The 23544-nt window shown below is 64.9% G+C and carries 24 protein-coding genes; 14 read left to right on the top strand and 10 right to left on the bottom strand.

Features of this window, described 5'->3' with window-relative positions:
- Positions 1–10: 10 nt before the first annotated feature.
- From SJI00_RS08340 to SJI00_RS08360, 5 genes are all read left to right on the top strand, one after another.
- Complete coding sequence (locus SJI00_RS08340) at positions 11–640, top strand: TetR/AcrR family transcriptional regulator (protein WP_322461255.1); 630 nt, start codon at positions 11–13, stop codon at positions 638–640.
- The gene (locus SJI00_RS08345; RefSeq protein ID WP_322461256.1) at positions 627–1193 is read left to right on the top strand and encodes a DUF6630 family protein; all 567 of its coding nucleotides are present in this window, start codon (positions 627–629) and stop codon (positions 1191–1193) included. The genes SJI00_RS08340 and SJI00_RS08345 overlap by 14 nt, the downstream gene beginning before the upstream one ends.
- Positions 1194–1428: 235 nt before the next feature.
- A complete protein-coding gene (locus SJI00_RS08350; RefSeq protein WP_322461257.1) occupies positions 1429–3633 on the top strand; it encodes an OsmC domain/YcaO domain-containing protein in 2205 nt (734 codons plus the stop codon).
- A 232-nt stretch (positions 3634–3865) separates the two neighbouring features.
- Entirely contained in the window at positions 3866–4402 is a 537-nt protein-coding gene (locus tag SJI00_RS08355) for a histidine phosphatase family protein (RefSeq protein WP_322461258.1), read from the top strand.
- 177 nt (positions 4403–4579) lie between these two features.
- Entirely contained in the window at positions 4580–6823 is a 2244-nt protein-coding gene (locus SJI00_RS08360; protein WP_322461259.1) for a putative bifunctional diguanylate cyclase/phosphodiesterase, read from the top strand.
- A gap of 109 nt (positions 6824–6932) precedes the next feature.
- Here SJI00_RS08360 and SJI00_RS08365 read toward each other — a convergent pair whose 3' ends face one another.
- Positions 6933–7940 (bottom strand): GlxA family transcriptional regulator, encoded by a 1008-nt coding sequence (locus tag SJI00_RS08365; protein ID WP_322461260.1) that lies wholly within the window; start codon positions 7938–7940, stop codon positions 6933–6935.
- A 143-nt stretch (positions 7941–8083) separates the two neighbouring features.
- On the opposite strand from SJI00_RS08365, the gene SJI00_RS08370 reads away from it, so the two are divergent.
- From SJI00_RS08370 to SJI00_RS08380, 3 genes are all read left to right on the top strand, one after another.
- Entirely contained in the window at positions 8084–8554 is a 471-nt protein-coding gene (locus SJI00_RS08370) for an FAD/FMN-containing dehydrogenase (RefSeq protein WP_322461261.1), read from the top strand.
- A gap of 147 nt (positions 8555–8701) precedes the next feature.
- Positions 8702–8914: a PLD nuclease N-terminal domain-containing protein gene (locus SJI00_RS08375; RefSeq protein ID WP_312937009.1), complete on the top strand. Its 213-nt coding sequence runs from the start codon at positions 8702–8704 to the stop codon at positions 8912–8914.
- Positions 8915–9154: 240 nt separating this feature from the next.
- Positions 9155–9568 carry a RidA family protein gene (locus tag SJI00_RS08380; RefSeq protein ID WP_322461262.1) on the top strand — a complete coding sequence of 138 codons (414 nt, stop codon included), beginning with the start codon at positions 9155–9157 and terminating at the stop codon, positions 9566–9568.
- 14 nt (positions 9569–9582) lie between these two features.
- Here SJI00_RS08380 and SJI00_RS08385 read toward each other — a convergent pair whose 3' ends face one another.
- Genes SJI00_RS08385 through ligD form a run of 4 tightly spaced genes read right to left on the bottom strand, consistent with a single transcriptional unit; the run spans position 9583 to position 14475 of the window.
- A complete protein-coding gene (locus SJI00_RS08385) occupies positions 9583–10266 on the bottom strand; it encodes a glycosyltransferase family 2 protein (protein WP_322461263.1) in 684 nt (227 codons plus the stop codon).
- The gene (locus tag SJI00_RS08390) at positions 10263–10862 is read right to left on the bottom strand and encodes an SAM-dependent methyltransferase (protein WP_322461264.1); all 600 of its coding nucleotides are present in this window, start codon (positions 10860–10862) and stop codon (positions 10263–10265) included. Before SJI00_RS08390 ends, SJI00_RS08385 begins: the two co-directional genes overlap by 4 nt.
- Positions 10859–11902, bottom strand: a complete 1044-nt coding sequence (locus SJI00_RS08395) for an acyl-CoA dehydrogenase family protein (protein ID WP_322461265.1) — start codon at positions 11900–11902, stop codon at positions 10859–10861. Before SJI00_RS08395 ends, SJI00_RS08390 begins: the two co-directional genes overlap by 4 nt.
- A 47-nt stretch (positions 11903–11949) precedes the next feature.
- Positions 11950–14475: a DNA ligase D gene (gene ligD / locus SJI00_RS08400; RefSeq protein WP_322461266.1), complete on the bottom strand. Its 2526-nt coding sequence runs from the start codon at positions 14473–14475 to the stop codon at positions 11950–11952.
- Between the two features lie 166 nt (positions 14476–14641).
- On the opposite strand from ligD, the gene SJI00_RS08405 reads away from it, so the two are divergent.
- The 3 genes from SJI00_RS08405 (at position 14642) to SJI00_RS08415 (ending at position 17680) form a co-directional block, all read left to right on the top strand.
- Positions 14642–15106 carry a phosphotransferase system, HPr-related protein gene (locus SJI00_RS08405; RefSeq protein WP_322461267.1) on the top strand — a complete coding sequence of 155 codons (465 nt, stop codon included), beginning with the start codon at positions 14642–14644 and terminating at the stop codon, positions 15104–15106.
- A 20-nt stretch (positions 15107–15126) separates the two neighbouring features.
- Complete coding sequence (locus SJI00_RS08410; protein ID WP_322461268.1) at positions 15127–15312, top strand: metallothionein; 186 nt, start codon at positions 15127–15129, stop codon at positions 15310–15312.
- Positions 15313–15766: 454 nt separating this feature from the next.
- A complete protein-coding gene (locus SJI00_RS08415; protein WP_322461269.1) occupies positions 15767–17680 on the top strand; it encodes a hypothetical protein in 1914 nt (637 codons plus the stop codon).
- A gap of 16 nt (positions 17681–17696) precedes the next feature.
- Here SJI00_RS08415 and SJI00_RS08420 read toward each other — a convergent pair whose 3' ends face one another.
- Positions 17697–19082 (bottom strand): aldehyde dehydrogenase family protein, encoded by a 1386-nt coding sequence (locus tag SJI00_RS08420; protein ID WP_322461270.1) that lies wholly within the window; start codon positions 19080–19082, stop codon positions 17697–17699.
- Between the two features lie 105 nt (positions 19083–19187).
- Between SJI00_RS08420 and ptrR the strand changes: the two genes are divergently transcribed.
- The 3 genes from ptrR (at position 19188) to ku (ending at position 21367) form a co-directional block, all read left to right on the top strand.
- Positions 19188–20060, top strand: a complete 873-nt coding sequence (gene ptrR, locus SJI00_RS08425; RefSeq protein ID WP_322461375.1) for a putrescine utilization regulator PtrR — start codon at positions 19188–19190, stop codon at positions 20058–20060.
- A 160-nt stretch (positions 20061–20220) separates the two neighbouring features.
- Positions 20221–20388 (top strand): KGG domain-containing protein, encoded by a 168-nt coding sequence (locus tag SJI00_RS08430; protein WP_312935362.1) that lies wholly within the window; start codon positions 20221–20223, stop codon positions 20386–20388.
- Between the two features lie 88 nt (positions 20389–20476).
- Entirely contained in the window at positions 20477–21367 is an 891-nt protein-coding gene (gene ku / locus SJI00_RS08435) for a non-homologous end joining protein Ku (protein ID WP_322461271.1), read from the top strand.
- A 13-nt stretch (positions 21368–21380) separates the two neighbouring features.
- Here the strand turns inward: ku and SJI00_RS08440 are convergent, their stop codons facing one another.
- From SJI00_RS08440 to SJI00_RS08455, 4 genes are all read right to left on the bottom strand, one after another.
- Positions 21381–21767 carry a VOC family protein gene (locus SJI00_RS08440; RefSeq protein WP_322461272.1) on the bottom strand — a complete coding sequence of 129 codons (387 nt, stop codon included), beginning with the start codon at positions 21765–21767 and terminating at the stop codon, positions 21381–21383.
- An 88-nt stretch (positions 21768–21855) separates the two neighbouring features.
- Positions 21856–22104 carry a cytoplasmic protein gene (locus SJI00_RS08445; protein ID WP_322461273.1) on the bottom strand — a complete coding sequence of 83 codons (249 nt, stop codon included), beginning with the start codon at positions 22102–22104 and terminating at the stop codon, positions 21856–21858.
- Between the two features lie 177 nt (positions 22105–22281).
- Entirely contained in the window at positions 22282–22488 is a 207-nt protein-coding gene (locus SJI00_RS08450; protein WP_322461274.1) for a hypothetical protein, read from the bottom strand.
- Between the two features lie 210 nt (positions 22489–22698).
- Positions 22699–23535 (bottom strand): bifunctional allantoicase/(S)-ureidoglycine aminohydrolase, encoded by an 837-nt coding sequence (locus SJI00_RS08455; protein WP_322461275.1) that lies wholly within the window; start codon positions 23533–23535, stop codon positions 22699–22701.
- Between the last annotated feature and the right edge of the window lie 9 nt (positions 23536–23544).

Genomic DNA, 23544 nt, shown 5'->3' on the forward strand with positions numbered 1-23544 from the left:
GGAGTGCTTCATGGAATCGCCTCAACGCACCGCAGGACGCGGTCGCCCCCGCACCATCACGCGTGAACGGATCGTCGAGGTCAGCCTGCAGATGGGCCTGCCGCACCTTACTTTCGTAGGGGTCGCGGCGGCTTTGGGCGTCACGCACATGGCGCTGTACAAGCACGTCGCCAGCCTTGAAGCGCTGAAAAGCCTGGTGGCCGAAGAGGTGTTCCAGCGCTGGCAGATTCCCCAGGCCAGTGGCAGCGCCAGCCGCGAAGGGCTTGAGGCCTACCTCAGCGAGTTCGCCCGCGCGGTCTGCGATTTCGTCAAAGGCCACCCGGGCCTCACCCCCTATGTGATCCGGCGCCTGGCAGCGACCCAGCCGATGATCGACAAGATCGTCCATCACCAACAACACGTGGCCCAGGTGCACGGCCTGAGCCTGGAGCACGCGCGCTGGGCGTTGGCCACGGTGGCCTTCCAAGGCTTCGCGATGGCCGACACGGTGTATTCGGTCGACGCCCGCGAGCCGCTGCCCGGGGTGGACGGCGCCGCGCAGTTGGCGGAAATGGAAGCGGAACTGCATCAGGGTTTGAAGACCTTGATCGTCGGTGTGTTGGCCGTGCTGGCCCAAGGTGCCGCCGATGGGCCTGTTTGATCGTCTGTTCGGTGGCCGCTTCAGCCTGCCACCGCCGGACGAGCCGGCCATCAGCGAGGCCGAGGCCTTTCGCGCGCTGCACCCCTGCAAGCGCGAGCTCAAAGCGTTCGCACAAGCGCTGTTGCAGCGCCTGCCGGCCGCTGAGCGCGAACGTCTGGTGCGCCGGGTGATGCGCGCCTATACCCTCGGGGACGAACCCACCGCAGCACTGCTTGACGGGTTGCTGGACCCTGACAAGGGCCAGCGCCCCGAGCACCTGACGCTGCTGGCGGTCGATGTGCGCGGGTTCGATCAGTTCGAGTACCTGGCGCCACTGCTGGTCGCCACCCGCGCTATCGGCGCAGGCTACCGCTATACCCCTGCGCACGCGCTGGCCATGACCCAGGTGCTGGCCGAGTTCGACCAGTGGCTCACCGGCCACGGCCAACGGTGGCTGTACCTGAGCAGCGACGCTGACCAGTACGTGGGCCTGATCGCTGAGCCGGCGCAGGTCGAGCCATTGATCGCGCTGGCCGCGCAGGCGCAGATTCGGCTAAGCCTGCAGCCCGACTGAGCCTGAGAACCGCTGCGCTGAGCGACACCCCAGCCGCAGGGGCTTCCAACCCTGGCAGGGCATGCCTGGCCCACGCAGCGGGGTGCAGGCGGCCTTTCATGAAACAGCGAGGCCCGTACCCGTCAGTCGGGGCAGGGCCATGCCACGCTGCAGGCCACGCCGCAGACAAGACTTCCCAGGCAAAAATCCGGATAATCGCCGCCACTTCTGTTCAGACGGTACCCGGTAATCGCCCATGGAAATCAAAGTCAACTTTCTCGACAACCTTCGCCTCGAGGCGAAGTTCGACGACTTCACGGTGATCGCCGACCAGCCGATCCGTTACAAGGGCGACGGCTCGGCGCCGGGCCCGTTCGATTATTTCCTGGCGTCCTCGGCGCTGTGCGCGGCGTACTTCGTCAAGCTGTACTGCCAGACCCGCGACATTCCCACCGAAAACATCCGCCTGTCGCAGAACAACATCGTCGACCCGGAAAACCGCTACCAGCAGATCTTCAAGATCCAGGTCGAGCTGCCGGCCGACATTACCGAGAAGGACCGCCAGGGCATCCTGCGCTCCATCGACCGCTGCACGGTGAAGAAGGTGGTGCAGACCGGACCTGAGTTCATCATCGAAGAGGTCGAGAACCTCGACGCCAGCGCCCAGGCGCTGCTGATGCTCGACCCGAACGCCACCACGCGCACGCTGATCGCCGGCAAGGACCTGCCGCTGGAACAGACCATCGCCAACCTCTCCGGCCTGCTCGAAGGCTTGGGGATGAAGATCGAGATCGCCTCGTGGCGCAACATCGTGCCCAACGTCTGGTCGCTGCACCTGCGCGATGCGCAGTCGCCGATGTGTTTCACCAACGGCAAGGGCTCGACCAAAGAGGCCGCCCTGGCCTCGGCGCTGGGCGAGTTCATCGAGCGGCTGAACTGCAATTTCTTCTATAACGACCAATTCTGGGGCGAAGACCTGGCCAATGCGCCGTTCGTGCACTACCCCGACGAGCGCTGGTTCCAGCCGGGCCCGCAAGACGAGCTGCCCGCCGAAATCCTCGATGAGCACTGCCTGGCGATCTACAACCCTGACGCCGAGCTGCACGGCTCGAACCTGATCGACACCAACTCCGGCAACGAAGCCCGCGGCATCTGCTCGCTGCCGTTCGTGCGCCAGTCCGACGGCGAGGTGGTGTACTTCCCCTCCAACCTGATCGAAAACCTGTACCTGAGCAACGGCATGAGCGCCGGCAACACCTTGGCCGAGGCCCAGGTGCAGTGCCTGTCGGAAATCTTCGAGCGGGCAGTGAAACGCGAAATCCTCGAAGGCGAGCTGTGCCTGCCGGACGTTCCTGCCGAGGTGTTGGCCAAGTACCCGAGCATCGTCGCCGGCATCGAAGGGCTGGAGGCCCAGGGCTTCCCGGTGCTGGTCAAGGACGCCTCGCTGGGCGGTGAATTCCCGGTGATGTGCGTGACCCTGATGAACCCGCGCACAGGCGGAGTGTTCGCCTCGTTCGGTGCGCACCCGAGCCTGGAAGTGGCGCTTGAGCGGAGCCTCACCGAGTTGCTGCAAGGGCGCAGCTTCGAGGGGCTGAACGACCTGCCGCCACCGACCTTCGAAAGCCATGCGCTGACCGAGCCGAACAACTTCGTCGAGCACTTCATCGACTCCAGCGGCGTGGTGTCGTGGCGCTTCTTCGGCGCCACCCCTGACCACGCGTTCGTGGAATGGGACTTCTCCGGCCACGGCGAGGATTCCAACGCTCAGGAAGCCGCCACCCTGTTCGGCATTCTCGAAGGGCTGGGCCATGAAACCTACATGGCGGTGTACGAGCACCTCGGCGCCACGGCCTGCCGCATCCTGGTGCCGGGCTACTCGGAAATCTACCCCGTCGACGACCTGGTCTGGGACAACACCAACAAGGCGCTGTATTTCCGCGAAGACATTCTCAACCTGCACCGCCTGGACAACCGTGCGCTCAAAGCCTTGCTCGAACGTCTGGAAAACAGCGAGCTGGACGAGTACACCGAGATCAAGACCCTGATCGGCATCGAGTTCGACGACAACACCGACTGGGGCCAGCTCACCGTGCTTGAACTCAAGCTGCTCATTCATGTGGCGCTCAAACAGTTCGACCCGGCCAAGGAACTGGTGGAAATGTTCCTGCAGTACAACGACAACACCGTCGAGCGCGGCCTGTTCTACCAGGCTCTGAACGTGGTGCTGGAGATCGCCCTGGACAGCGATCTGCACCTGAGCGACTTCGAGGCCAACCTGCGCCGCATGTTCGGCCAGGAGCGCATGGCGGCTGTGCTCGGTTCGCTCGACGGCAGCGTACGCTTCTACGGCCTGACCCCGACCAGCATGAAGCTCGAAGGCCTGGAACGGCATCAGCGCCTGATCGACAGCTACAAGAAGCTGCACGCCGCGCGGGCGCGCATGGCCGGGCAGGTGGGCTGAGGCGGGTGCTTCTGTGAAGGCGGCTGACCTTGCTGTGCGATCGCTGGATCAAGGCGCAGGAGCAATGAAGGCAGTCGAGCCGAATCTGCTGTGCTCTGGCTGGACCGAGGTGCGGCAGCCATGAAGGCGATGAAGCTGACCTTGCTGTGCGATCGCTGGGTCGAGGCACCGCAGCCATGAAGGCAGTCGAGCTGACTTTGCTGTGCCATGGCTCGACTGAGGCACAGCGGCAGTGAGCGCGGTCGAATTGACCTTGCTGTGCCACGGATGGACCGAGGCGCAGCGGGTAGGGCGGTTTCATCGGGCTGATGATCCGCTGAGCCGACGGCCGCCAGCGCGCGTATGGCCGCCAGGCCTGCAGTGCCTGGTGGCGCCGGAGCGTCGCGCGCGGGACACCGCGCAAGCGCTGGGCATCCATGCCTCGGTTGAACCGGCGCTGCGTGACTGCGAGTTGGGGCAGTGGCATGGACTGACGCTCAAACACCTGCAATCGCACGCGACCGCGGATTTGCAGACCTGGCTGGATGATCCGCACGCGGCGCCCCACGGCGGCGAGTCCCTTGCGCAGTTGCATGAGCGGGTGGGTCACTGGCTTGCGCAGGGCCTGGTGCCGGGGCAATGGTTGGCGGTGACGCACCCCTGGGTGATGCGCATGGCGCTGCAACATGTGGTCGGCGGTTCGCTGGCGGGGGCACACAGGATCGATGTGCTGCCGCTGGGGGAGCTGCGCTTGAGCGGGTATGGCGGGTGGCGGTTGCGGGTTGGGTGAGGCGGGAGCGCACCCGACGACCGCTTGTATCAGGTTGTTTCGCTCTCTTGCAGCAACGTTGGTCGCAATGGGCCGCGAAACGGTCCCAATGGCGGCGATCGGCAGCCCGCACATCATTCACCCTCAACATTCCCGCCTTTCGGCCGATACACAGGCAATCGAGCAATCGCCAGGCCTATGAGTACCTCCACCCCGACGCCACCCAAGCCCCTGACCCCGCCCGCCGCCCGCCGCCGCTTTCAGCGCCTGTTGCCGGTGGCGTTTGCCGTGGCGGGTGTGGGGTTGTCGTTGCTGCTGGGCCATCTGGACACCCAGCGTGACCAGAGCGATCGCCTGGCCACCCTCAATGCGCGGCTTGCTGCGCTGGGGGCGGGGCTGCAAGCGCAGCTGCGCGCCACGTTCGGCGAGACCGAAGGCTTGGCGCAGTTGATCATCGCCGATGGGCGGATCAGTTCGGTGCACTTTCAGAGTATGGCCCGCGAGGCCCTGAGCGCCTCACCTTATATGCGCACCATCACCTTGGCCCCGGACGATGTGGTGCGCGACGTCTATCCGCTGCGGGGCAACGAGGTGGTGCTGGGGCTCGACCTACGCACCCTGCCGGCTCAGTACCCGCTGGTGCAGCTGGCGCGCGAGCGGCGTGAGGCGGTGCTGGCCGGGCCAGTCCTGTTGCGTGAGGGCGGCGGCTGCGCGTTGATCTACCGGCGCCCGGTGTTCGTTCATGGCAAGCGCGGGGTGAAGTTCTACTGGGGCAGCGTATCGGTGGTGGCAGACATCGACCGGCTGTTGCTGGCGGCAGGGCTCAGCACCTATCAGGACTTCGAGCTGGCGATTCGCGGGGCCGATGCGCGCGGTGCGGACGGCGCAATGATCTGGGGCAATGCCAACGGCTTTGCGTCGCCCAAAGCCAGTCTGCTGCTGGAAGTACCAGGCGGCACCTGGCAGCTGCTCGCATCACCGCTGGGCGGCTGGCCGCTGGCCAACCCGTTCCGCTCGCCGTTATTTTTGCTGGCCTTGGGCTGCACCTTGCTGTTTAGCCTGTTCGTGGCGCAGCTGACCCGCAGTCAGCGGTTGTTGGCCGAGCGCAACCTGGCGTTGGGCGAGTCCCAGGCCAAGCTTGAGCGGCTGGCGCATTTCGATGTCATCACCGGCCTGCCCAGCCGGGTGTTGTTTCAGCAGCGGTTGGCGGCGGCGATCGAGCAAGGCCAGGGCCTGGCGGTGCTGATGCTCGACATCGATGGCTTCAAGCAGGTCAACGACAGCCTGGGCCACGCCATGGGCGACCTGCTGTTGCAGCAGGCAGCGCAGCGTTTACTTGAATCGCTGACCACCGAGGACTCGTTGTGCCGCCTGGGCGGCGACGAATTCGCCTTCATGCTGCGCGGCAACCAGGCACCCATCATGGCGCGGGTGCAGGCGTTGCTGGCGGGGTTGCAACGCCCGTTCGATCTGCACGGCACCGCTACGCTGATCACCGGCAGCGTAGGGCTGGCCTGGTACCCGCAGCACGGTGTGGAGTTCGACAGCCTGTTGCGCCATGCCGACACCGCGATGTATGCGGCCAAGGAGGGCGGGCGCAATGACTGGCGCACCTATCACCCGGACATGACCGCGCGGCTGCAGCAGATGCTGGAGCTCGAGCGCAACCTGCGTCGGGCGTTGCTGTGCAATGAATTCGAGCTGTGGTACCAACCCAAGCTGGCACTCGACGACGGTCGGCTGGAAGGGGTAGAGGCGCTGGTGCGCTGGCGTGACCCCGAGCGCGGGCTGGTTTCGCCGGCCGAGTTCATTCCGCTGGCCGAGCGCACCGGGTTGATCATCCCCTTGGGCGAGCAAGTGCTGGCCCTGGCCTGCGCGCAGCTGGCGCAATGGCGCGATGCCGAGTGTCTGCCGGGTACCTTGGCGATCAACGTCGCAGCGCTGGAAATCGAGCGCAGCGACTATGTCGCCACCTTGCGCAACGCGCTGGCCAAGCACGGTCTGGCCGCCACGCTGCTGGAAGTCGAAATCACCGAAAGCGTGTTGATGGAGAGTCAGCAGCAGGCCTTTGCGGTCCTCGAACGCTTGCAGGCGCTGGGCGTGGCAACGGCGGTGGACGACTTCGGCACCGGCTATTCGTCATTGGCGTATCTGCGCGCCTTGCCCATCGATCACCTGAAGATCGACCGCGCGTTCGTCAAGGATCTGCCTGGAGATGCCGACGCGGTGGCTATCGCCCGAGCCATCATCGACCTGGGCCACGCGTTGGGCTTTCGCATCACCGCCGAGGGCATCGAGACGCCGGGGCAGTATGCGTTCCTGCGTGAAGCCGGGTGTGATCAGGGCCAGGGCTATCTGCTCGGCAGGCCGATGCCGGCAGCCGATTTGCAGCGGTGGCTGGCTGCGCATCAGGCCCAGCGGGTCGAGTCGACGATCGAGTGACGCGCCGGCGTCACCTCTGCCGTGCCGGACGTCGCCCGAGGCGGGCTTTGCAGGGCGCCTACAGCGTGGACAGAGCACCTTGATGAGCATTGATCAGGCGGCGCGGCGCTCACTCGCCCAGACGCTGCTCGCGTGAAGGCGGGTAGCCGAAGTACGCCGCGTAGCACTTGCTGAAGTGCGACACCGAGACAAAGCCACAGGCCACCGCGACGTCCATCACCGACAGGTCGGAGTACTGCAACAGGCGGCGGCTCTTGGTGATGCGCAGCTCCATGTAATAACGCCGTGGCGAGGTGCCGAGCTGGGCCTGGAACAGCCGGTCGATCTGGCGTCGCGAGCGCCCGCTGTAGGCGGCGAGCTGATCGAGGCTGAGGGTTTCTTCCAGGTTGTTTTCCATCAGCTCGACAATGGTGCGCAGGTGCAGGCTCATGGATTTTTTCGCCCCCGGCCCGACCTGGCGGTAGCGTGCGCCGGAGAACGAGAGGATTTCCTCCACACCCTCGGCCAACGCATCGCCATGCAGGCGCCGCACCAGGCCCAGCATCAGTTCCATGGCGCCGTTGGGGCTGGCGGCGGTGAGGCGGTCACGGTCGAGGGTGAAACTGGAGGGCGTGATGCGCGTTTGCGGGCTGCGCTCGGCGAGGCTGGCGCGCTGTTCAGGGTGGATGCTGCAGCCATAGTCGGCCAGCACCCCGGCACGGCCCAGGAACCACGCGCCGTTCCACAGTCCGCCCAGCGCCCGGCCATGGTCTACGCCGTCTTGCAGCAGGCGGTCGAGTGCGGGGTATTTCAGCAACGTGCGCAGGCCGCCGCACACCACGATCAGGTCGAGCCCGTCCAGCGCGCGCGCTTGCAAGGGCGTGGCGATCAGCTCAAGGCCCAGATCGGAGAGCACGCGGTCGCCGGTCAGCGACAGAGGCGTGAAACTGAAGCTGTCAGCGCGCAGCAAGTTGGCCGTCACCAGCACGTCCATGGCGACGGTGAAGCTCGCCATTGAAAAATGCTCGAGCAACACGAACGCGACCCGATAGGGCGCCTGCTCATCGGTAACACCGGACTTGAGCCGCAGCATGTTGCTGGTGCTGGCCTTTTTGCTGAACTGACGAGGTGTGGCCACTCTGGACTCCGCTGGCACGTGACGGCGTGAGTGTGCGTGCGCTGCCAGGGAAAGACAACACCGGCAAACGTCATGGCGCTGGCAACGACCTGGGCGGCGTACTGAGAGTATGCTGGCCCCCCAAAAAACCCGGAGCACATCCCATGAAAGCCCTGCCTGCCTTGCTCTTGTGCCTGTTGCCGCTGATGGTCCACGCCGTCGACACCGGCGAGCAGCTCGCCCCCTGGACCCTGCACGACCAGCACGATCAGACCTTCACCCTGGGCAACGACACGCAAATCTTGCTGGTGGCCCATGACATGGACGGCGGCAAACTGGTCAAGGCCGCGCTCGCCGAGCAGAGCAAGGGCTATCTGGAGGCGCGCGACGCCGTGTTCGTCGCCGACATCCAGCGCATGCCGGCGCTGATCAGCAAGCTGTTCGCCGTGCCTGCCATGCGTGACTACCGCTACCGCGTGATGCTTGACCGCGACGGCCAGGTCGCCGGCCGCTACCCAGCCGCCGAAGGCCAGGTACTGTGGTTGCAACTGGATCGGGGCAAGGTGCAATCGCAGCACACCTTCGCCAGCGCCGAAGCGTTGAAGGCAGCGCTGGAACAGGCGCCTGCGCACTGAGCCTCGGCTTGTCCGGGTGGCTCAAGGCAGGCCTGCACGACAAAAGCATGCCTGCTGGCGGCAACTTTGCCTAACGCTACACTTTCCTATGGAACCCTTGCCGTTTGCGGTGACCGAACGTACTACTTGCTCATTGGGAGAACGTCTATGGAAATCGGAACGATCTGGATCATCATCGCTGCTGTGGTCATCCTGCTGGACATCTGGGCCATCTGGAACATCATCGGCAGCGACCGCCGCGCCGAACGCAAGATGCTGTGGGTCGTCTTCGTGGTCTGGGCGCCGATCCTGGGTCTGGTGGGCTGGCTGGTCAAAGGCCCACGCGCCGTGAAAGGCCGCGATGTGATGGAAGAGAAGTAGTCCGCAGCCTCGCAGGTTCATGCTTATCCACGGGCTGCGGCGCAGCCCGCCACGGATAAAGCCGCCGCCGCGTACGCTGCCCATGTGAGCGGTCCAGCCGTTGCCCACCGAGCGCCACCGCAGGCGTTCGTGCCGCTACTTTCAGTGAGAACCCCAAGCAGCCCAACGGCCGCTTGACCTCAAGCGCACTTGAGGTCAGATACTCGCGCGTTCTCTCTCTCCTGCGCGAGCGCACATACGATGACCGCCATACCCGCCTTCAGCCTGTCCAACCCGCCCGGCCTCTACGACCCCACCCCGAACGCCTACTCCCATGTCGCCGAGGTGCGCGCAGGCAGTCGCTTGCTGTACATCGCCGGGCAAGGTGGGGAGGGGCTGGACGGGCAGCTGTCGCCGCTGTTTGCCGAGCAGGCGCGTCAGGCATTGCGCAATCTGCAAACGGCGCTCGCGGCCCAGGGCGCTGGGCTCGAACACGTGTGCAAGTTGACCCTGCTGATCGTCGATCACAGCCACGCGCGTCTGGCTGAGTGGGGCGAGGCCGCCGGGCAGGCCTGGGGCGACGCACCGAAACCGGTGTGCACGCTGATTCCCGTGCCTTGCCTGGCGTTGGACGCCATGCTGGTCGAGATCGATGCGGTGGCCGCTCTGGCTTGAGCTGCCGGCAGTTTTCAGTGCGTCGAGACGCTGTGCGCTGCGCCGGTTGCTGCAAGGCCCAGTAGGTAATCACCGAACCCCTCCCGCGCGCGGGCATCACTGCGGCTGCTGGTCGCAACGCTGTTGCGCGCGGTCCAGGCGATCTGTGCGCCGCTGGCCTGCAGGGCATGCACCAGGTGCACGTCTTCGTGAGCGGCCAGCGGCTGGAAGCCGCCGACCCGTTCATAGGCGCGTGCGCAAACGCCGAGGTTGGCGCCATGGATATGCCGATGACCTTCGCGCGCCTCATAGCGGCTGCGGTACAACGCGCGTAGCGCTGCGGTCTGCCAAGGCTGCCAGCGTTCGATGTGGACCGTGCCGCACACGGCGTCGGCAGCGCATTGCATTTGCCAGCACAACCAGTGCGGCGGGACCTTGCTGTCGGCATCGGTGCAGGCCAGCCAATGCGCGCCGCGTTCGAGCATGTGCTGGGCGCCGGCCTGACGCGCCAGGCCGACATTGCCGGCATCCACCGTCAGGGTGGCAACGCCGTGCCGCTGGGCCACCGCTGCGGTGCCATCCTGGCAGCGGTCGAGTACCACCAGGATTTCCACCCGATGGCCCTGGGCTTGCGCCTGCACGGCGGCAGCCTGGACCGCACGCAGGCAATGGCCGAGCCGGCGGGCTTCGTTGTGCGCGGGAATCACCACAGCGATCATGGGCAAGTCTCCTCTAGGTCGACGGCGCGCGGTTGGCGGCACCAGTACGCCAGCTGAAAGTCAGCTTCTTCATGCAGGACGACCCGGTGCAGGCCCAGGTGTTCGGCCAGGGCTGCTTGCACCTGCGGGCCATCCTGTGGGCAGCCATCGATGGCGTGGCGCCAATGGCAGGCCAACAACCCGCCGTCTTCGGTCAGGCTGTGCCGCGACCGCTCAATGACCTCCCGCCAAGCCTCCACCGACAGGTAGTAGCCCACTTCACTGAGCACGATCAGGTCAAAGCGCTGATCCGGCCAGTCACCCGGCAGCCGCGCCTGCTCCACGCTGACATGCGCAAGGCCTTGCAGGCGCTGGCGGGCAAGGCCCACCGCGGTGCTGTCGAGGTCCTGGCAGATCAGCCGGGTGCAACGCTCGGCCAGCAGTGCGCTGAGCTCGCCGTTGGCACAGGCCGGCTCGTAGACACAGGCGAAGCGCTGACGCGGCAGGCAGGCCATGATCAATTCACGCTTGCGCCGCTCGTACCAGCGGGTGCGAAAGGCCCACGGATCTTCGTTGTCGGCGTACAGGTCGGCGAAATACTGCGAATCGATGCTCATAGGGGCCAGTCTCCGACTGCAAGGTGGGCGACCTGCTGGCCAAGGGCGGCCAGGTCGCGTTCAGCGTGGCTCTGGCGCAGGTAAACGGGCAGGTCGGCGCTCAGGCGCGCAAAGTGGCCAGTGCGGCAGAAGGGGGTCGCTCCCAACGCGCGGCCTACATGATGGATAACGGTCTCGGCGGCCTGCTCCACCACGGCGCGTACGCGGCGCACGGGCAGCTCGGCGTCCGCCAGCGGGTGTCGATCGATCCAGCGGGCGCAATCCTGCAGGGCCAGGCGCGCGCCCTGCAAGGCCACGTCCACCGCGCCCAGATGGGCCTGCGCGTGAGCATCGGCGCGCGGCTGGCGGCAGTGTTCACGCAGGTAACCGGCCAGCGCGTGCGCGGCGCCATACCAGCACGCGGCGATGCCGCCACCGCCGTGCCAGAAGCCCGGACGGTTCAAGTAGTCGCCAGCCTGGCCGATCAGCGTGGCAGGGCTGTCGTCGAAGCTGAGTTCGATGCTGGCGGTACTGGCCATGCCCACCGCCTGCCAACCTTCGGCACTGATGCGCTGGCTGGGGTGACGCAGGTCGAGGGCCACCAGGTACGGCTGGTCGTCCTCGGCCCACGCGGTAATCAGCGCCCGGTCGATCTGCAAGGCACCGGAGCACCAGGCCTTGCGGCCTTGCAGGCGCACCTCACGACCCTCGCGCGCCACGATACGTGCGCGCGCATCCGGTGGTTCCGCAGCCCACACGCCCCAGATGCCCGCGCGAGCAAAACCTGCCGGCGCGCATTCGGCGAGGATCGCCAAGGCATCGGTATGGCCCTCGTACAATTTGGCCAGCGCCAGGTCACAGCCGGCCACCTGGGCCAGCGTCTGCCAGCGCTGCAACGTGCGGCCCTGGCCTGGCAGCGGCAGCGTATCGAAATGGCGGCTGCACAGCGCCTGCATCAGCGCGTGCAGGGCCGGGTCTAGACCGGGCGCGGTGGCGCGCTGGGCGAAGTCGTCCAGCAGTGCGTCAACTGCAGTGAAGGGGGTTGCCTGGGAAGCGGTCATCGATTCGGGTCCATCAGTGTTGTTGTCCATTGAGCAGGGCCTGCGGCTCAGCCATCGAGCCCGAGCTGGCGGCGCATGCGTTGCGTGATCGATTGGCGCGTGCTGGGGAGGTCCGCCCAAGGGTCCTCGATCCGTACCAGGCGCTTGAGCAGGCTGTCCATCGTCCACTGGTCAGCGCCTTTGAGTGTTTCAAGCTCCTCGCGGGCGATGGGCACCGATACCCGCATCCCCTCCCGGGCGCGCAGCGAATAGGCGCACACGGTGGTGGCGCCCAGGCCGTTGCGCAGGTAATCGATGAAAATCCTTCCGACGCGGTTCTTCGGTCCGGCCACGGCGCTCAGGCGCTCGGGGAACAACCCGGCGAGGTGTTCGACGATGGCCTGGCTAAACGCTTTGACCTCGTCCCAGCCCGCGCGCCGGGTCAGCGGCACCACGAGGTGCAGGCCCTTGCCGCCGCTGGTCTTGATGAAGGTTTCAAGGCCCAGGGTGTCGAGCAGGGTGAGGGTCAGCTGGGTCGCTTCGACCATCGCTTTCCACGGCAAGGCCGGGTCCGGGTCGAGGTCCAGAACAAAGCGGTCGGGCTTGTCGAAGGCCTTGTCGGTGGCGTTCCAGGTGTGCAGCTCGATCGCGTTCATCTGCACCGCGCCGAGCAGGGCGGTCGGGGTGTCGAGTGTCATCGCCGCCTGGCCTGCCTGGGCTTTGCTGAAGGTGTGGGTGTCCGGCAGGTTGAGGTGTTCGGCATGTTTCTGGAAGAACAGCTCACTGCCCAGGCCTTCTGGCGCGCGCACCAGGGCCACGGGGCGGTGCTGGAGGTGCGGCATGATCCACGGCGCGACCTGAGCGTAGTACTCGGCCACCTGCTGCTTGGTGACCCCGGTGCTGGGGTCGATGATGCGTTCTGGGTGGGTCAGGTGCAGGTCGGCTGGGGTTTGGCTGGCGTGTTTCTCAGCCCGGCTGTTTTTCTTGGGTTTGACGGCGTTGGACGCTGCGGGCTGCGACCGTTCCTGAGCGATGCCGCGGGCGGGTTTGTCGTCACGAAGGCCGTGAAACACCGCATGGCGGACGATGCCGCCACGGGTCATCTGGGCGTAGGAAACTTCAGCGAGCAAGCTGGGTTGCAGCCAGTGCACGCCGCGTGCTGCAGCGCCAGAAGGCGGCTTTTGCAGCGTCGGCTTCGGCGCGTTCAATGCCTTCAGCCGCGTATGCAGCTGCTTCAGCGTTTCGCTGCTGAACCCCGTGCCGACCCGGCCTGCGTAGCACAGCTCGCCCTGGTCATCGTGCAGCGCCAGCAGCAGCGCGCCGAACCCTTCGCGGCTGCCTTTGGGGTCGGTGTAGCCGACGATGACGAACTCCTGGCGCTGCTGGCACTTGAGCTTGATCCAGTCGTTGCTGCGCCGCTCGCGGTAGGGGCTGCCCGCGCGCTTGCCGATCAGCCCCTCGAGTTGCAGCTGGCAGGCACTGGCCAGTAGCGAATCCACGGGCGCTTCGAAATCGGCAGAGTAGCGCAAGGCGTCGTCCTCATGCTTGTCCAGCACCGCGCGCAGCGCAGCGCGTCGCTCCTGCAGCGGGGTGTCGCGCAGGTCCTGACCGTTCAGCCAGGGGGCGTCGAAGAGGTAATAGGTCAGGCCGCTGTCATCGTCTTGATCGAAAGCGTTCTGCAATGCCTGGAAATCCGCGATGCCGTTGTCACCGGCCACCACAACTTCGCCGTCGAGCCAGGCGGATTTCAACTTCAGCTGGCGCAGGGCCTTGACTTGGCGCGGCATCTTGGCGCTCCAGTCATGGCCATTGCGGGTGAACAGGCGGATGTCCTTGCCATCGATACGCGCCAGCAAGCGGTAGCCGTCGAACTTCACTTCATAGTGCCAATCGCCCGCAGGTGGGGCGTCCACCAGGGTGGCCAACTGCGGGCTGAGGTGGTCGGGCAGGGCCACCGGGTGGCGGGTGGAGGAGGACGGTTTGGTGGCAGCTTTCGTCTTGGCGACGGCTTGCCGCTTGGCATGGGTGGCCTTTTGCGGCAGTTCCTGATCGCTGAGTACGCTGTCGGGCAGGGCGTCAACGATGCAGTAGTCGTCTTCGCTGCGCGCTTGCTCGTCATTGGATTTGATCAGCAGCCACTGCTCCTTCTTGCCAGCCAGGTGCGTACGCAGCAGGTTCCAGGTGCCAGAGAGCTTTTCGCCTTGCAGGCGAAAGCGCAGCTTGCCCTTGGCGTAGGCCGCCTGCGCGTCGCCCTCGGGCTCCCAGACACCGCGATCCCAGACAATCACATCACCTGCGCCGTAGTGCCCTTCGGGAATGTGCCCTTCAAAACTGGCGTAGTCGAGCGGGTGGTCTTCGACATGCACCGCCAAGCGGCGTTGTTTAGGGTCCAGCGAAGGGCCCTTGGGCACCGCCCAGCTTTTCAGGGTGCCGTCCAGCTCCAGGCGAAAGTCATAGTGCAGGTGGCTGGCGTCATGCTTTTGGATGCAGAACTGCAACGCCTGAGCTGCGCGCGCTTTGCGGCTTTTGCCCGCAGGTTCGGGCGTGGCGGCAAAATCGCGCTTGCGCTGGTACTCCTGCAACGGCTTGGCCATGGCGTGGGCTCCGGAGAGGCGATCGGGTGATCGGCCTGTATGGGCTGGGAGCGAGGTGGCGGGAGGGGAGTTCAAATTATCCCCAGGTGTTGCGACGTGCGAGAAACTGAATCATTGCCGCGCAGATGCAGTCGACCGTATGGACTTAATTCGATGGAGTGCCCTCATGGCCCGTACAGACGATCCGAAACCCTATACCCCGTCCGAGATCGATACGACCGAAGACCGCATGGGCAGCGTGCACGAGCTGAATTTTCATGAAGACGTGGATGGCCCGCGTGGCCGTATCGGCGACGAGCGTTCCGAGGCTGAGGTGGATCACGAATTCCCTGAAGCACGCGTCGCCCAGGCCGGCATGAGCGGCGGCGAAGCGTTGACCGAGGGCGTGCATGAAGATGGTGTGACCGACGACGACATGAGCCCCGAAACCCTGCTCGATGAAACGGGTGCACGTGATCCGTTCGAGCCTGGCGATGGCGGCTGCCCGGCGGATCTGGAGCTGCGCGAAGTGGATGCCGACGAGGTTGGCCTGGGCACCGGTTTGGATGAAGCCGAAGAGGCGCATGTCCATCCTCTGGATGGCAAGCCCTGGTCGGATGACGAGATTCCGGACGACCGGAATGATGCGTGAAATCAACGGAGGAAAGCACCATGACCAACCCTAAATGTGCCTGCCCAAGCTGCAACTGCGAATTGGACAACCATGCGGTGCAGCGCGGCGGCCAGCGTTACTGCTGCGACGCCTGCGCCAACGGCCATGCCAACGGCGAAGCCTGCCAGATGGGCCAGTGCGGCTGCGCCAAGCCCGCCAGTGGTGGCGACCGGCGCTCTAGCTGAGGGTGCCACCTAGCGTGAAGCCAGCGCAGCCTTGCGGGAGGTTATTGATCCTGCAGGCTGCGTTGTCGTGCAGAAAACGCCTACCAGGGTAAAAGCCTGGTCGCGAAAAGCGTGCCGGCCTTTGACCTGCCTGATAACGTTTGACACCTGACGTCTAGCGCGAGCAGAGCTGCTCCTGCAGGGTACACACGTGTCGCGGCGCGCTCTGGGCACCTTCAGCCGCATCGGGCCGCCTAGCGGCCAAACCGCTTGCACTGCCGTTGCGTCGACTGCCGTTGCGTCGATAGCGCTAGGCAAATGCGCTGCCAGGACGGACCTGGGGCCTGTCTCAGCCGACTCACTCGCCGCTCCACACATCCCCCGTGCTTCTGAGCGAGATCCCTCGCAGGCAAAGCCTTCGGGCAGCCCCCGACAATACTTGGTATCGTGCGGCCCATCGTTTGCCGAGGTGTCGATGTTCTACCTGCCCCTGACCCATGATGACGCCGAGGCCCTGGCCTGCGGCGATGACCTGCGCCTGCTGGACGAGGCCGATGCCTTGCAGGCCGCCGCTGTGCTGTTCATCCAGCACCTGCCGCGCCAGGCGGCCAACCTGCCGGCCGTCGAAGCGCTGGAGCGGCGCTTCGCCGAGGTCCTGGCCATCGCCGATGAGGTTGAAGCAAGCGCCTCAGGAGCCTTCGTTCTGCAAGTAAAACAACACTTTGCACGCGATACCTTCAGCACAGGATTAAGCTTGCTCGGTGCTGGCAGCATTGGTTTGCTCGATGCACAAGTGGCCATCGACCGGGCTACCCTGCGCACGGCCGAGGGTGGCTGGAATTTCGCCTTTTCGCCAGCCTACCGTCAGCAGGTCACGCCTTTGCACACGGCCGCTCTGCCAGGCCTGGCCAGCGATCTGGTGCTCAGCGACCCGCAGCAGCGCCTGCTGCGAGAATTCCTTTGCGGGGTCGAAGAATCGGTGGCGGTGCAGGGCTTTGCCGGCACCGGCAAGACCTTTCTGATCCATCAAGTGGCACGCCTGCTCGATCCGGCCTGCACCCTGCTGCTGGCCCGCACCGAAGGTCAGTTGGCCGCACTCAAGGCGCGGGTCAAGGATGCCGAGGCCTTCACCGCCCTGACGTTCGGCCAATTGGCCGACCTTATCCTTGACCGCGACCAAACCAGCCAAGGCTGGAGGATTCGCGACCGCTACCGCACCAAGCTCACCTGGCGTCCGCAAGACGCCAACGTGGTGCAGTGGCTGGGCATTCCTGACATCGGCCCACTGGCCGCGCCCGACGTCGTGGCGCTCTGCATCAGTGCGGTGCGCAGCTTCTGCCACGGCAGCGACAGCCAAGTGCAACTGCGCCACTTGCCATGGGCTGGGCCAGGCTTCACGCCAATGGACCAGGAAGTGCTGCTGGAAATGGCCCGCCGTTACTGGCAGGAACTGATCCGCCCCTCGGCGCGGGAAGTGCAGCTGCCGGTGCGCGACTACCACCGCATCAAGCTGCTGTCGCTGCTCGATGAGGTGATCGATCGCCGCTTCAGCCACGCCATCGTCGATGAGGCCCACGAGCTGTCGGCGCCCCTGCTGGCCATCCTCGACCGCAGCCCGCAGTCGGTCATTGCCCTGGGTGATGAGTTGCAGAACCTCAATGGCCTGAGCGCGCACCACGGCAGTTTCATTCGTCAGCGCACCATTGCCCGCTCGCTGCGCGCCGGCCCCGCCATGGATGCCGTACTGAATCCGCTGATCGAAGCCCACCCCTCGGCAATTCAGGCGGCCTTCGCCGGCACCGCCGAGCACTACACCCGGGTCAGTTTCTACGACGCGGTCAGCGTGCCGGAGCATCCGACCGTGCTGCTGGTGGACGATGAGTGGGGGCTGTTCGGCTGGTTCCAGCGCCTGGCCCACCAGCAGGTACCGTTCATCCTGCTGCAGGGCGCACGCAAGGACTTCGAGCTGTTCGTCGAGGACTGCATCGAGTTGTTTCGCTTTGGTACGCGGCCGCGCCATCACCTGCTGTTCCGCTATGCCAGCTGGCAGGCCCTGGAGCAGGATAAAGGCGGCGACCGCGCTTTTGCGGCCGTCGCCAGCCTGCTGCGCAAGGGCTACACGGCCGAGCATTTCGCCAAGGCCAAGAGCCAGTATCGCTGGACCAAAACCGCCACCTTGTTCCTCGCCCGCGTGCAAGACGTGAAAAACCGCGAGTTCTCGCGGGTGATGGTCTCGCCGGAGCTGATGGTGGCGCCCACCACGGGCGGTGGCCGCAACGAGCGGGCGCGCACCCTGGCCGGGTTGTATACCGCCTGCTCACGCGCCCGGCACGAGTTGATCGTGCCGGGCGGCATGCTCGACTGGGTCAGGGATCAGGGCCGAGGCTGAAGCCCGGCCCCGCGGCTCAGTGGCGGTCCAGCCACACGGTCTGAACGTTGGTGAACTCGCGTACGCCAAAGTGCGACAGCTCGCGGCCAAAGCCACTTTTCTTCACGCCGCCGAAGGCCACGCGTGGATCAGAGGCGCAGTAGCCGTTGATGAACACACCGCCGGTATCCAGCGCGGCGGTCATGCGCTCGGCACGTGCCACATCGGCGGTGTAGATGGTCGCCGCCAGGCCGAATTCGCTGTCGTTGGCCAGTTCTACCGCATGCTCGGCATCCCGCGCACTGATGATCGCAGCCACCGGGCCAAACAGCTCCTGTTTGAATGCAGTCATGTCTGGTGTCACATCGCCCAGCACGGTCGGGGCGTAGAAGTTGCCTACACCGTCCAGCTTGTGACCGCCCAGCAGCACGCTGGCGCCTTCGGCGATACTGGCCTGGACCTGGCCGTCGAGCTCATCGCGCAGGTCGAAGCGGGCCATCGGGCCGATGTAGGTGTCGTCCTGCAGCGGATTGCCGATCTGCAAGGCGCGCGTCGCTTCGACGAACTTGGCGGTGAAGGCCTCTACCACGCTGTGTTCGACGATCATGCGCTTGGCCGCTGCGCAGACTTGGCCGGTGTTCTGGTAACGGCCGATGACCGAGGCTTTCACGGCTGCGTCCAGATCAGCGTCTGCCAGCACGATGAACGGGTCTGAGCCACCCAGCTCCAGCACGCATTTTTTCAGCGCAGCACCCGCCTGGGCGCCGATGGCCATGCCGGCGCGCACGCTGCCGGTCAGCGTCACGGCGGCGATGCGTGGGTCATTGATGGCGCGGGTCACGCCGTCAGGGGTGACGTTGAGCAGCTCGAACACGCCTTGCGGCAGGCCGGCGTTCTTGAACAACTCCAGCAGCAGGTAAGCGCTGCCCATCACGTTCGGGGCGTGTTTGAGTACGTAGGTGTTACCCGCCAGCAGCGCCGGCACGGCGCCACGCAGGACCTGCCAGACCGGGAAATTCCACGGCATCACGGCCAGAATCGGGCCCAGCGGACGGTATTCGATACGTGCGGTGGCGATCTGCGTGGCCTCAGGGGCGAGCATCGCCGGGCCGTGCTCGGCGTACCAACGGCACAGGCCGACACACTTGCTGACTTCGCCACGGGCCTGGCTGATCGGCTTGCCGATTTCCTTGGCAATCATCTGTGCAAAAGCTTCGCTGGTGGCTTCGAGGGTATCGGCCAGGGCAACCAGATAAGCACTGCGCTGGCTCAACGAAACCTGGCGCCACTGGCGGTAGCCATCGGCAGCGCGCTGCAGGGCGGCTTCCTGGGTGGCGGCGTCATCGAAGGGGTAATGACCGATCTGTTCGGCAGTGAACGGGTCGACGGAAATCGCGTGGGTGTGGCTGCTGATCGTGGTCATGGCGGGACACTCATGCTCATGGAGAAGTGTTGCCAGACTAGTGGTGCGCCGCGCTGTTGAAAACTGAATAATAATGAGCGAAACGTTCACGTTTGGAGAATGACTGTGGATCTGGTGCAACTGGAAATCTTCAAGGCGGTGGCCGAGCATGGCAGCATCAGCGCGGCAGCGCAGCACATCCATCGGGTGCCGTCCAACCTCACCACGCGCATCAAGCAGCTCGAAGAGGACTTGGGTGTCGACCTGTTCATCCGCGAGAAGAGCCGCCTGCGGCTGTCGCCGGCGGGCTGGAATTTTCTGGAATACACCCGACGCATTCTGGAGCTGGTGCACGAGGCGCGGCTGACCGTGGCCGGCGAGGACCCCCAAGGCACCTTTGCCCTGGGTTCGCTGGAAAGCACTGCGGCGGTGCGTATTCCGGCGCTGCTGGCGGCCTATAACCAGCGTTATCCAAAGGTGGACCTGGACCTGTCTACCGGTCCCTCCGGGACCATGCTCGAAGGCGTATTGGGCGGGCGGTTGGTCGCGGCGTTCGTCGATGGCCCGGTGCTGCACCCGACCCTTGAAGGCATGCCGGTGTTCGAAGAGCAGATGGTGATCATCGCACCGCTCAATCACGCCCCGGTCACCCGTGCCCAGGATGTCAACGGCGAAAACATCTATGCCTTTCGCGCCAACTGCTCTTACCGCCACCATTTCGAGAACTGGTTCGTCCAGGACAATGCCGTACCCGGCAAGATCCACGAGATGGAGTCTTACCACGGCATGCTGGCGTGCGTGAGCGCAGGCGCCGGGCTGGCCATGCTGCCGCGCAGCATGCTCGACAACATGCCCGGCTGCAGCATGGTCAGCGCCTGGCCGATGTCGGAAGATTTCCGCTACCTCAAAACCTGGCTGGTATGGCGGCGCGGAACGGTGTCGCGCAGCTTGAGCATGTTCATCCAGCTATTGGAGGAAAAAGCCGCTTGCGGCGCTTGAAACCGGGCGATTCGCTTGGGTCGCAATTACCCGCTGAGCGGTTGTTAGCGCCACCGGTCAGCTGAGCGGCGGGGCGATCGAATCAAGCACGTTCGCCGTACTCCGACGCTATGTACGGCATGTTGTCGTGCATTTTCTGAAGCCACACAGGTGAAAGATCATGGACAAGAAAGACAGCGGCAAGACGAGCGATAAATCCGGCAGCCAAGGTTCCAAGGCCGGCGGCGGCAATGGCGGCAACTTCGCCAATGACAAGGCGAAAGCGTCCGAAGCAGGCAAGAAGGGCGGGCAGGCGAGCAAAGGTGGCGCTGGCGGCGGCAAAAGCTGATAACGCAACATGCTGACAAACGCAGTGCCAGTCTACGCTGGCGCTGCGATTTTTTTTGTAGCGTATACGGTCACTCAAGGAGCTGCCCATGGCGAGAGCGATCTGGAAAGGTGCCATCAGTTTCGGTCTGGTCCATATTCCCGTCAGCCTCAATACCGCCGTCAGTGCTGAGCGCGTCGATTTCGACTGGCTCGATAAGCGCAGCATGGACCGCGTTGGCTACAAGCGCATCAACAAGACCACCGGCAAGGACATCGACAAGGACAACGTGGTCAAGGGCGTGGAGTACGAGAAGGGCCGCTATGTGGTCATCAGCGAAGATGAAATCCGCAAAGCCCGGCCCGAAGCCACGCAAACCATCGATATCTTCTCCTTCGTCAAAGCTGGCGACATTCCCCTGCAGCACTTCGACACCCCGTATTACCTCAGCCCCGACAAGCGCGGTGGCAAGGTCTATGCGCTGCTGCGCGAGACCCTGGAGAGCACCGGTAAAGTGGCGTTGGCGACCGTCGTGTTGCACACCCGTCAGCACCTGGCGCTGCTGCGCCCGCTCAGGGATGCGCTGGTCATGATCACCCTGCGCTGGCCGGATGAAGTGCGTGGCCTCGATACGCTGGAGCTGGACCAGAAGGTGACTCAGGCCACGCTCAGCAAGCAGGAGCGGGACATGGCCAAGCGCCTGGTGGAAGACATGAGCGGCGCGTGGGCGCCGGATGAGTACCACGACGCCTTCCGCGACACGATCATGCAACTGGTGCAAGAGAAGGCGCGCAAGGGCAAGCTCAGCGCGGCGAAGAAGAGCAAGCCTGCCGGAGGCGGCAAAAGCGCCGATATCCTCGACCTGACCGAGTTGCTCAAACGCAGCCTGGCCGGAAAAACGCCTGCGAAAAAAGCCCCTCCGAAGAAAGCCGCCGAGAAGAAAACGGCGGCCTCAGCGGCGGCCAAGAAGCCAGCCAAACGCCCGCGCAAGGCGTCTTGACTGGCTGGGCGACTCAGTGACGCTGGGCGATCTGGATCAGGTTTCCGCAGGTGTCATCGAGCAACGCCACGGTGAATGCGCCGGTGTCGGTGGGTGTCTGAGTGAAGGTCACGTGCGCGGCGCAGAGTCGCTCGTATTCGGCGTGCACGTCTTTCACTTCGAACGTCATGGCGGGCAACCCGTCAGCCTTGATCGCGGCCTGGAAGTCACGGGCAGCAGGGTGCAGGTTTGGCTCCAGGGACAGCTCGACCCCGTGTGGATCGCTGGGTGAGGTAAAGGTGAGCCAGCGGTGTTGGCCCATCGGCACATCCTGCTTGGGCTCCAGGCCCAGCACATAATGGTAGAAGGCTTGCGCCTTGGCTTGGTCAGTGACGAAGATGCGGGTGACGACGATCTTCATAGGCATTTTCCTTGCTCGTTAAGATTATTTCCTACAAGTAAAGCTGCTCAGCTGCCGATCATCACCGGCGTCGGGTCGGGCGATGGCGTCACTCGAACCAATACTCATGCATGCGCTCCAGAAACTCATCGGTCAGGTCCACGCCGCAGGCATTGCCCAACACTGAATCGACGGCGCACTCCGGGCACACAGCGGTTTGCTCGTCATCGGTCCATGCGGCGATCTTGCTGGGTGCGTAGCGCGCTTTGCAGTAGAAGCAGGCGCAGTAGGTGCTGGCGAGCAGTTGCTCGCGATTCCAGGAAGAAAAGCGGTGAGCATCGAGGATGTCATGGTTCACGAATCTGCTCCGTCAGAGATCAGGGAAGGGCCGGGCGCTGCGCCAGGTCAGCGAACACCCAGGCGCAGCGATTGTTCGGTCACATGCCAGTCTGATGGGCGCGGCGCAAGGAAGGTTCCGCGCCGCTTGCCGCCTGCAGGTTGCGGGGAGCGATTGCTGCGCGGGTGGCCGGGCACTTTAGCGGAGGCGGTCTGCCGTACCCAACACGGATTGTTGCAGGTCGGTGGCCAGCAACTGGCTGGCAGGGCCTTCATCTGTCAACGACACCTCGGCCAAGGGCATGCCCTGGCTGCGCAGGATCGCGCGGTTGGCGCCGGGTTGCACCAGCGAACTGAGCTGATCGCCCTGGTAGAAGAAGTGCAGGGTTTCGCGGGGTTGGGTCATGGTGAGGGTGTCCTGTCGGTCGTGGTGCAGCCTTGGCACCCCTTGAAGAGGGCAAGGCGTCGGGAAGCCCGGCCGCAGCATCAAGCGATGACGCAGCTGTTCAGGCGAGATACGACCGAGTGTTGCCGCTGGCGCAAGCGAGCGGCAACTGACAGACCTGACAGGCATGGCCAGCCCCAACCGGCCTGGGCCGGGCGGGGTGCGCGTGCCTCAGCGCTTGGGATTGAGCGTAAGGTGGGCGTGGCGGTTGACGTCTTTGTACAGCAGGTAGCTGAACGGCCCCGGTCCCCCGGCGTAGCAGGCCTGCGGGCAGAACGCGCGCAGCCACATGAAGTCACCGGCTTCGACCTCGACCCAGTCTTGATTCAGGCGATACACCGCCTTGCCTTCGAGCACATAGAGGCCGTGCTCCATGACGTGCGTTTCAGCGAACGGAATCACGCCACCTGGTTTGAACGTGACGATATTGACGTGCATGTCATGGCGCATGTCGGCCATGTCGACGAAGCGCGTCGTGATCCAGCAGCCCTCGGTGCCCGGCATTTCGATCACCGTGGCGTTGTCACGGTGCGTGACGAAGGATGTCGGCGCGTCCAGACCGTCGACCCGCTGGTAGTGCTTGCGTAGCCAATGGAAGCTGACATTGCTGTCGCTGCGGTTGCGCAGGCTCCACTCGGCGCCGGGGGCGATGAATGCATAGCCGCCGGGGGTCAGGGTGTGCGCCTGCCCCTCCAGCGTGATGTCGAGCTGGCCTTCGACGACGAACAGCACGGCCTCGGCGTTGGAGTCCAGCTCCGGTCGCTCGCTGCCGCCGTCGGGCGCGACTTCGACGATGTATTGAGAGAACGTCTCGGCAAAGCCGGTCAGCGGCCTGGCGATGACCCACATGCGCATCTTGTCCCAGAACGGCAGGTGGCTCGTGACGATGTCACGCATCACGCCCTTGGGGATGACGGCATAGGCTTCGGTGAACATGGCACGGTCGGTGAGCAGCTCGGTTTGAGCGGGGTGCCCACCGTGGGGGGCGAAATAAGCGTGCTTGGACATGAATGGTCT

This window comes from Pseudomonas gebzensis, assembly GCF_034427815.1.
Taxonomy (GTDB): Bacteria; Pseudomonadota; Gammaproteobacteria; order Pseudomonadales; family Pseudomonadaceae; genus Aquipseudomonas.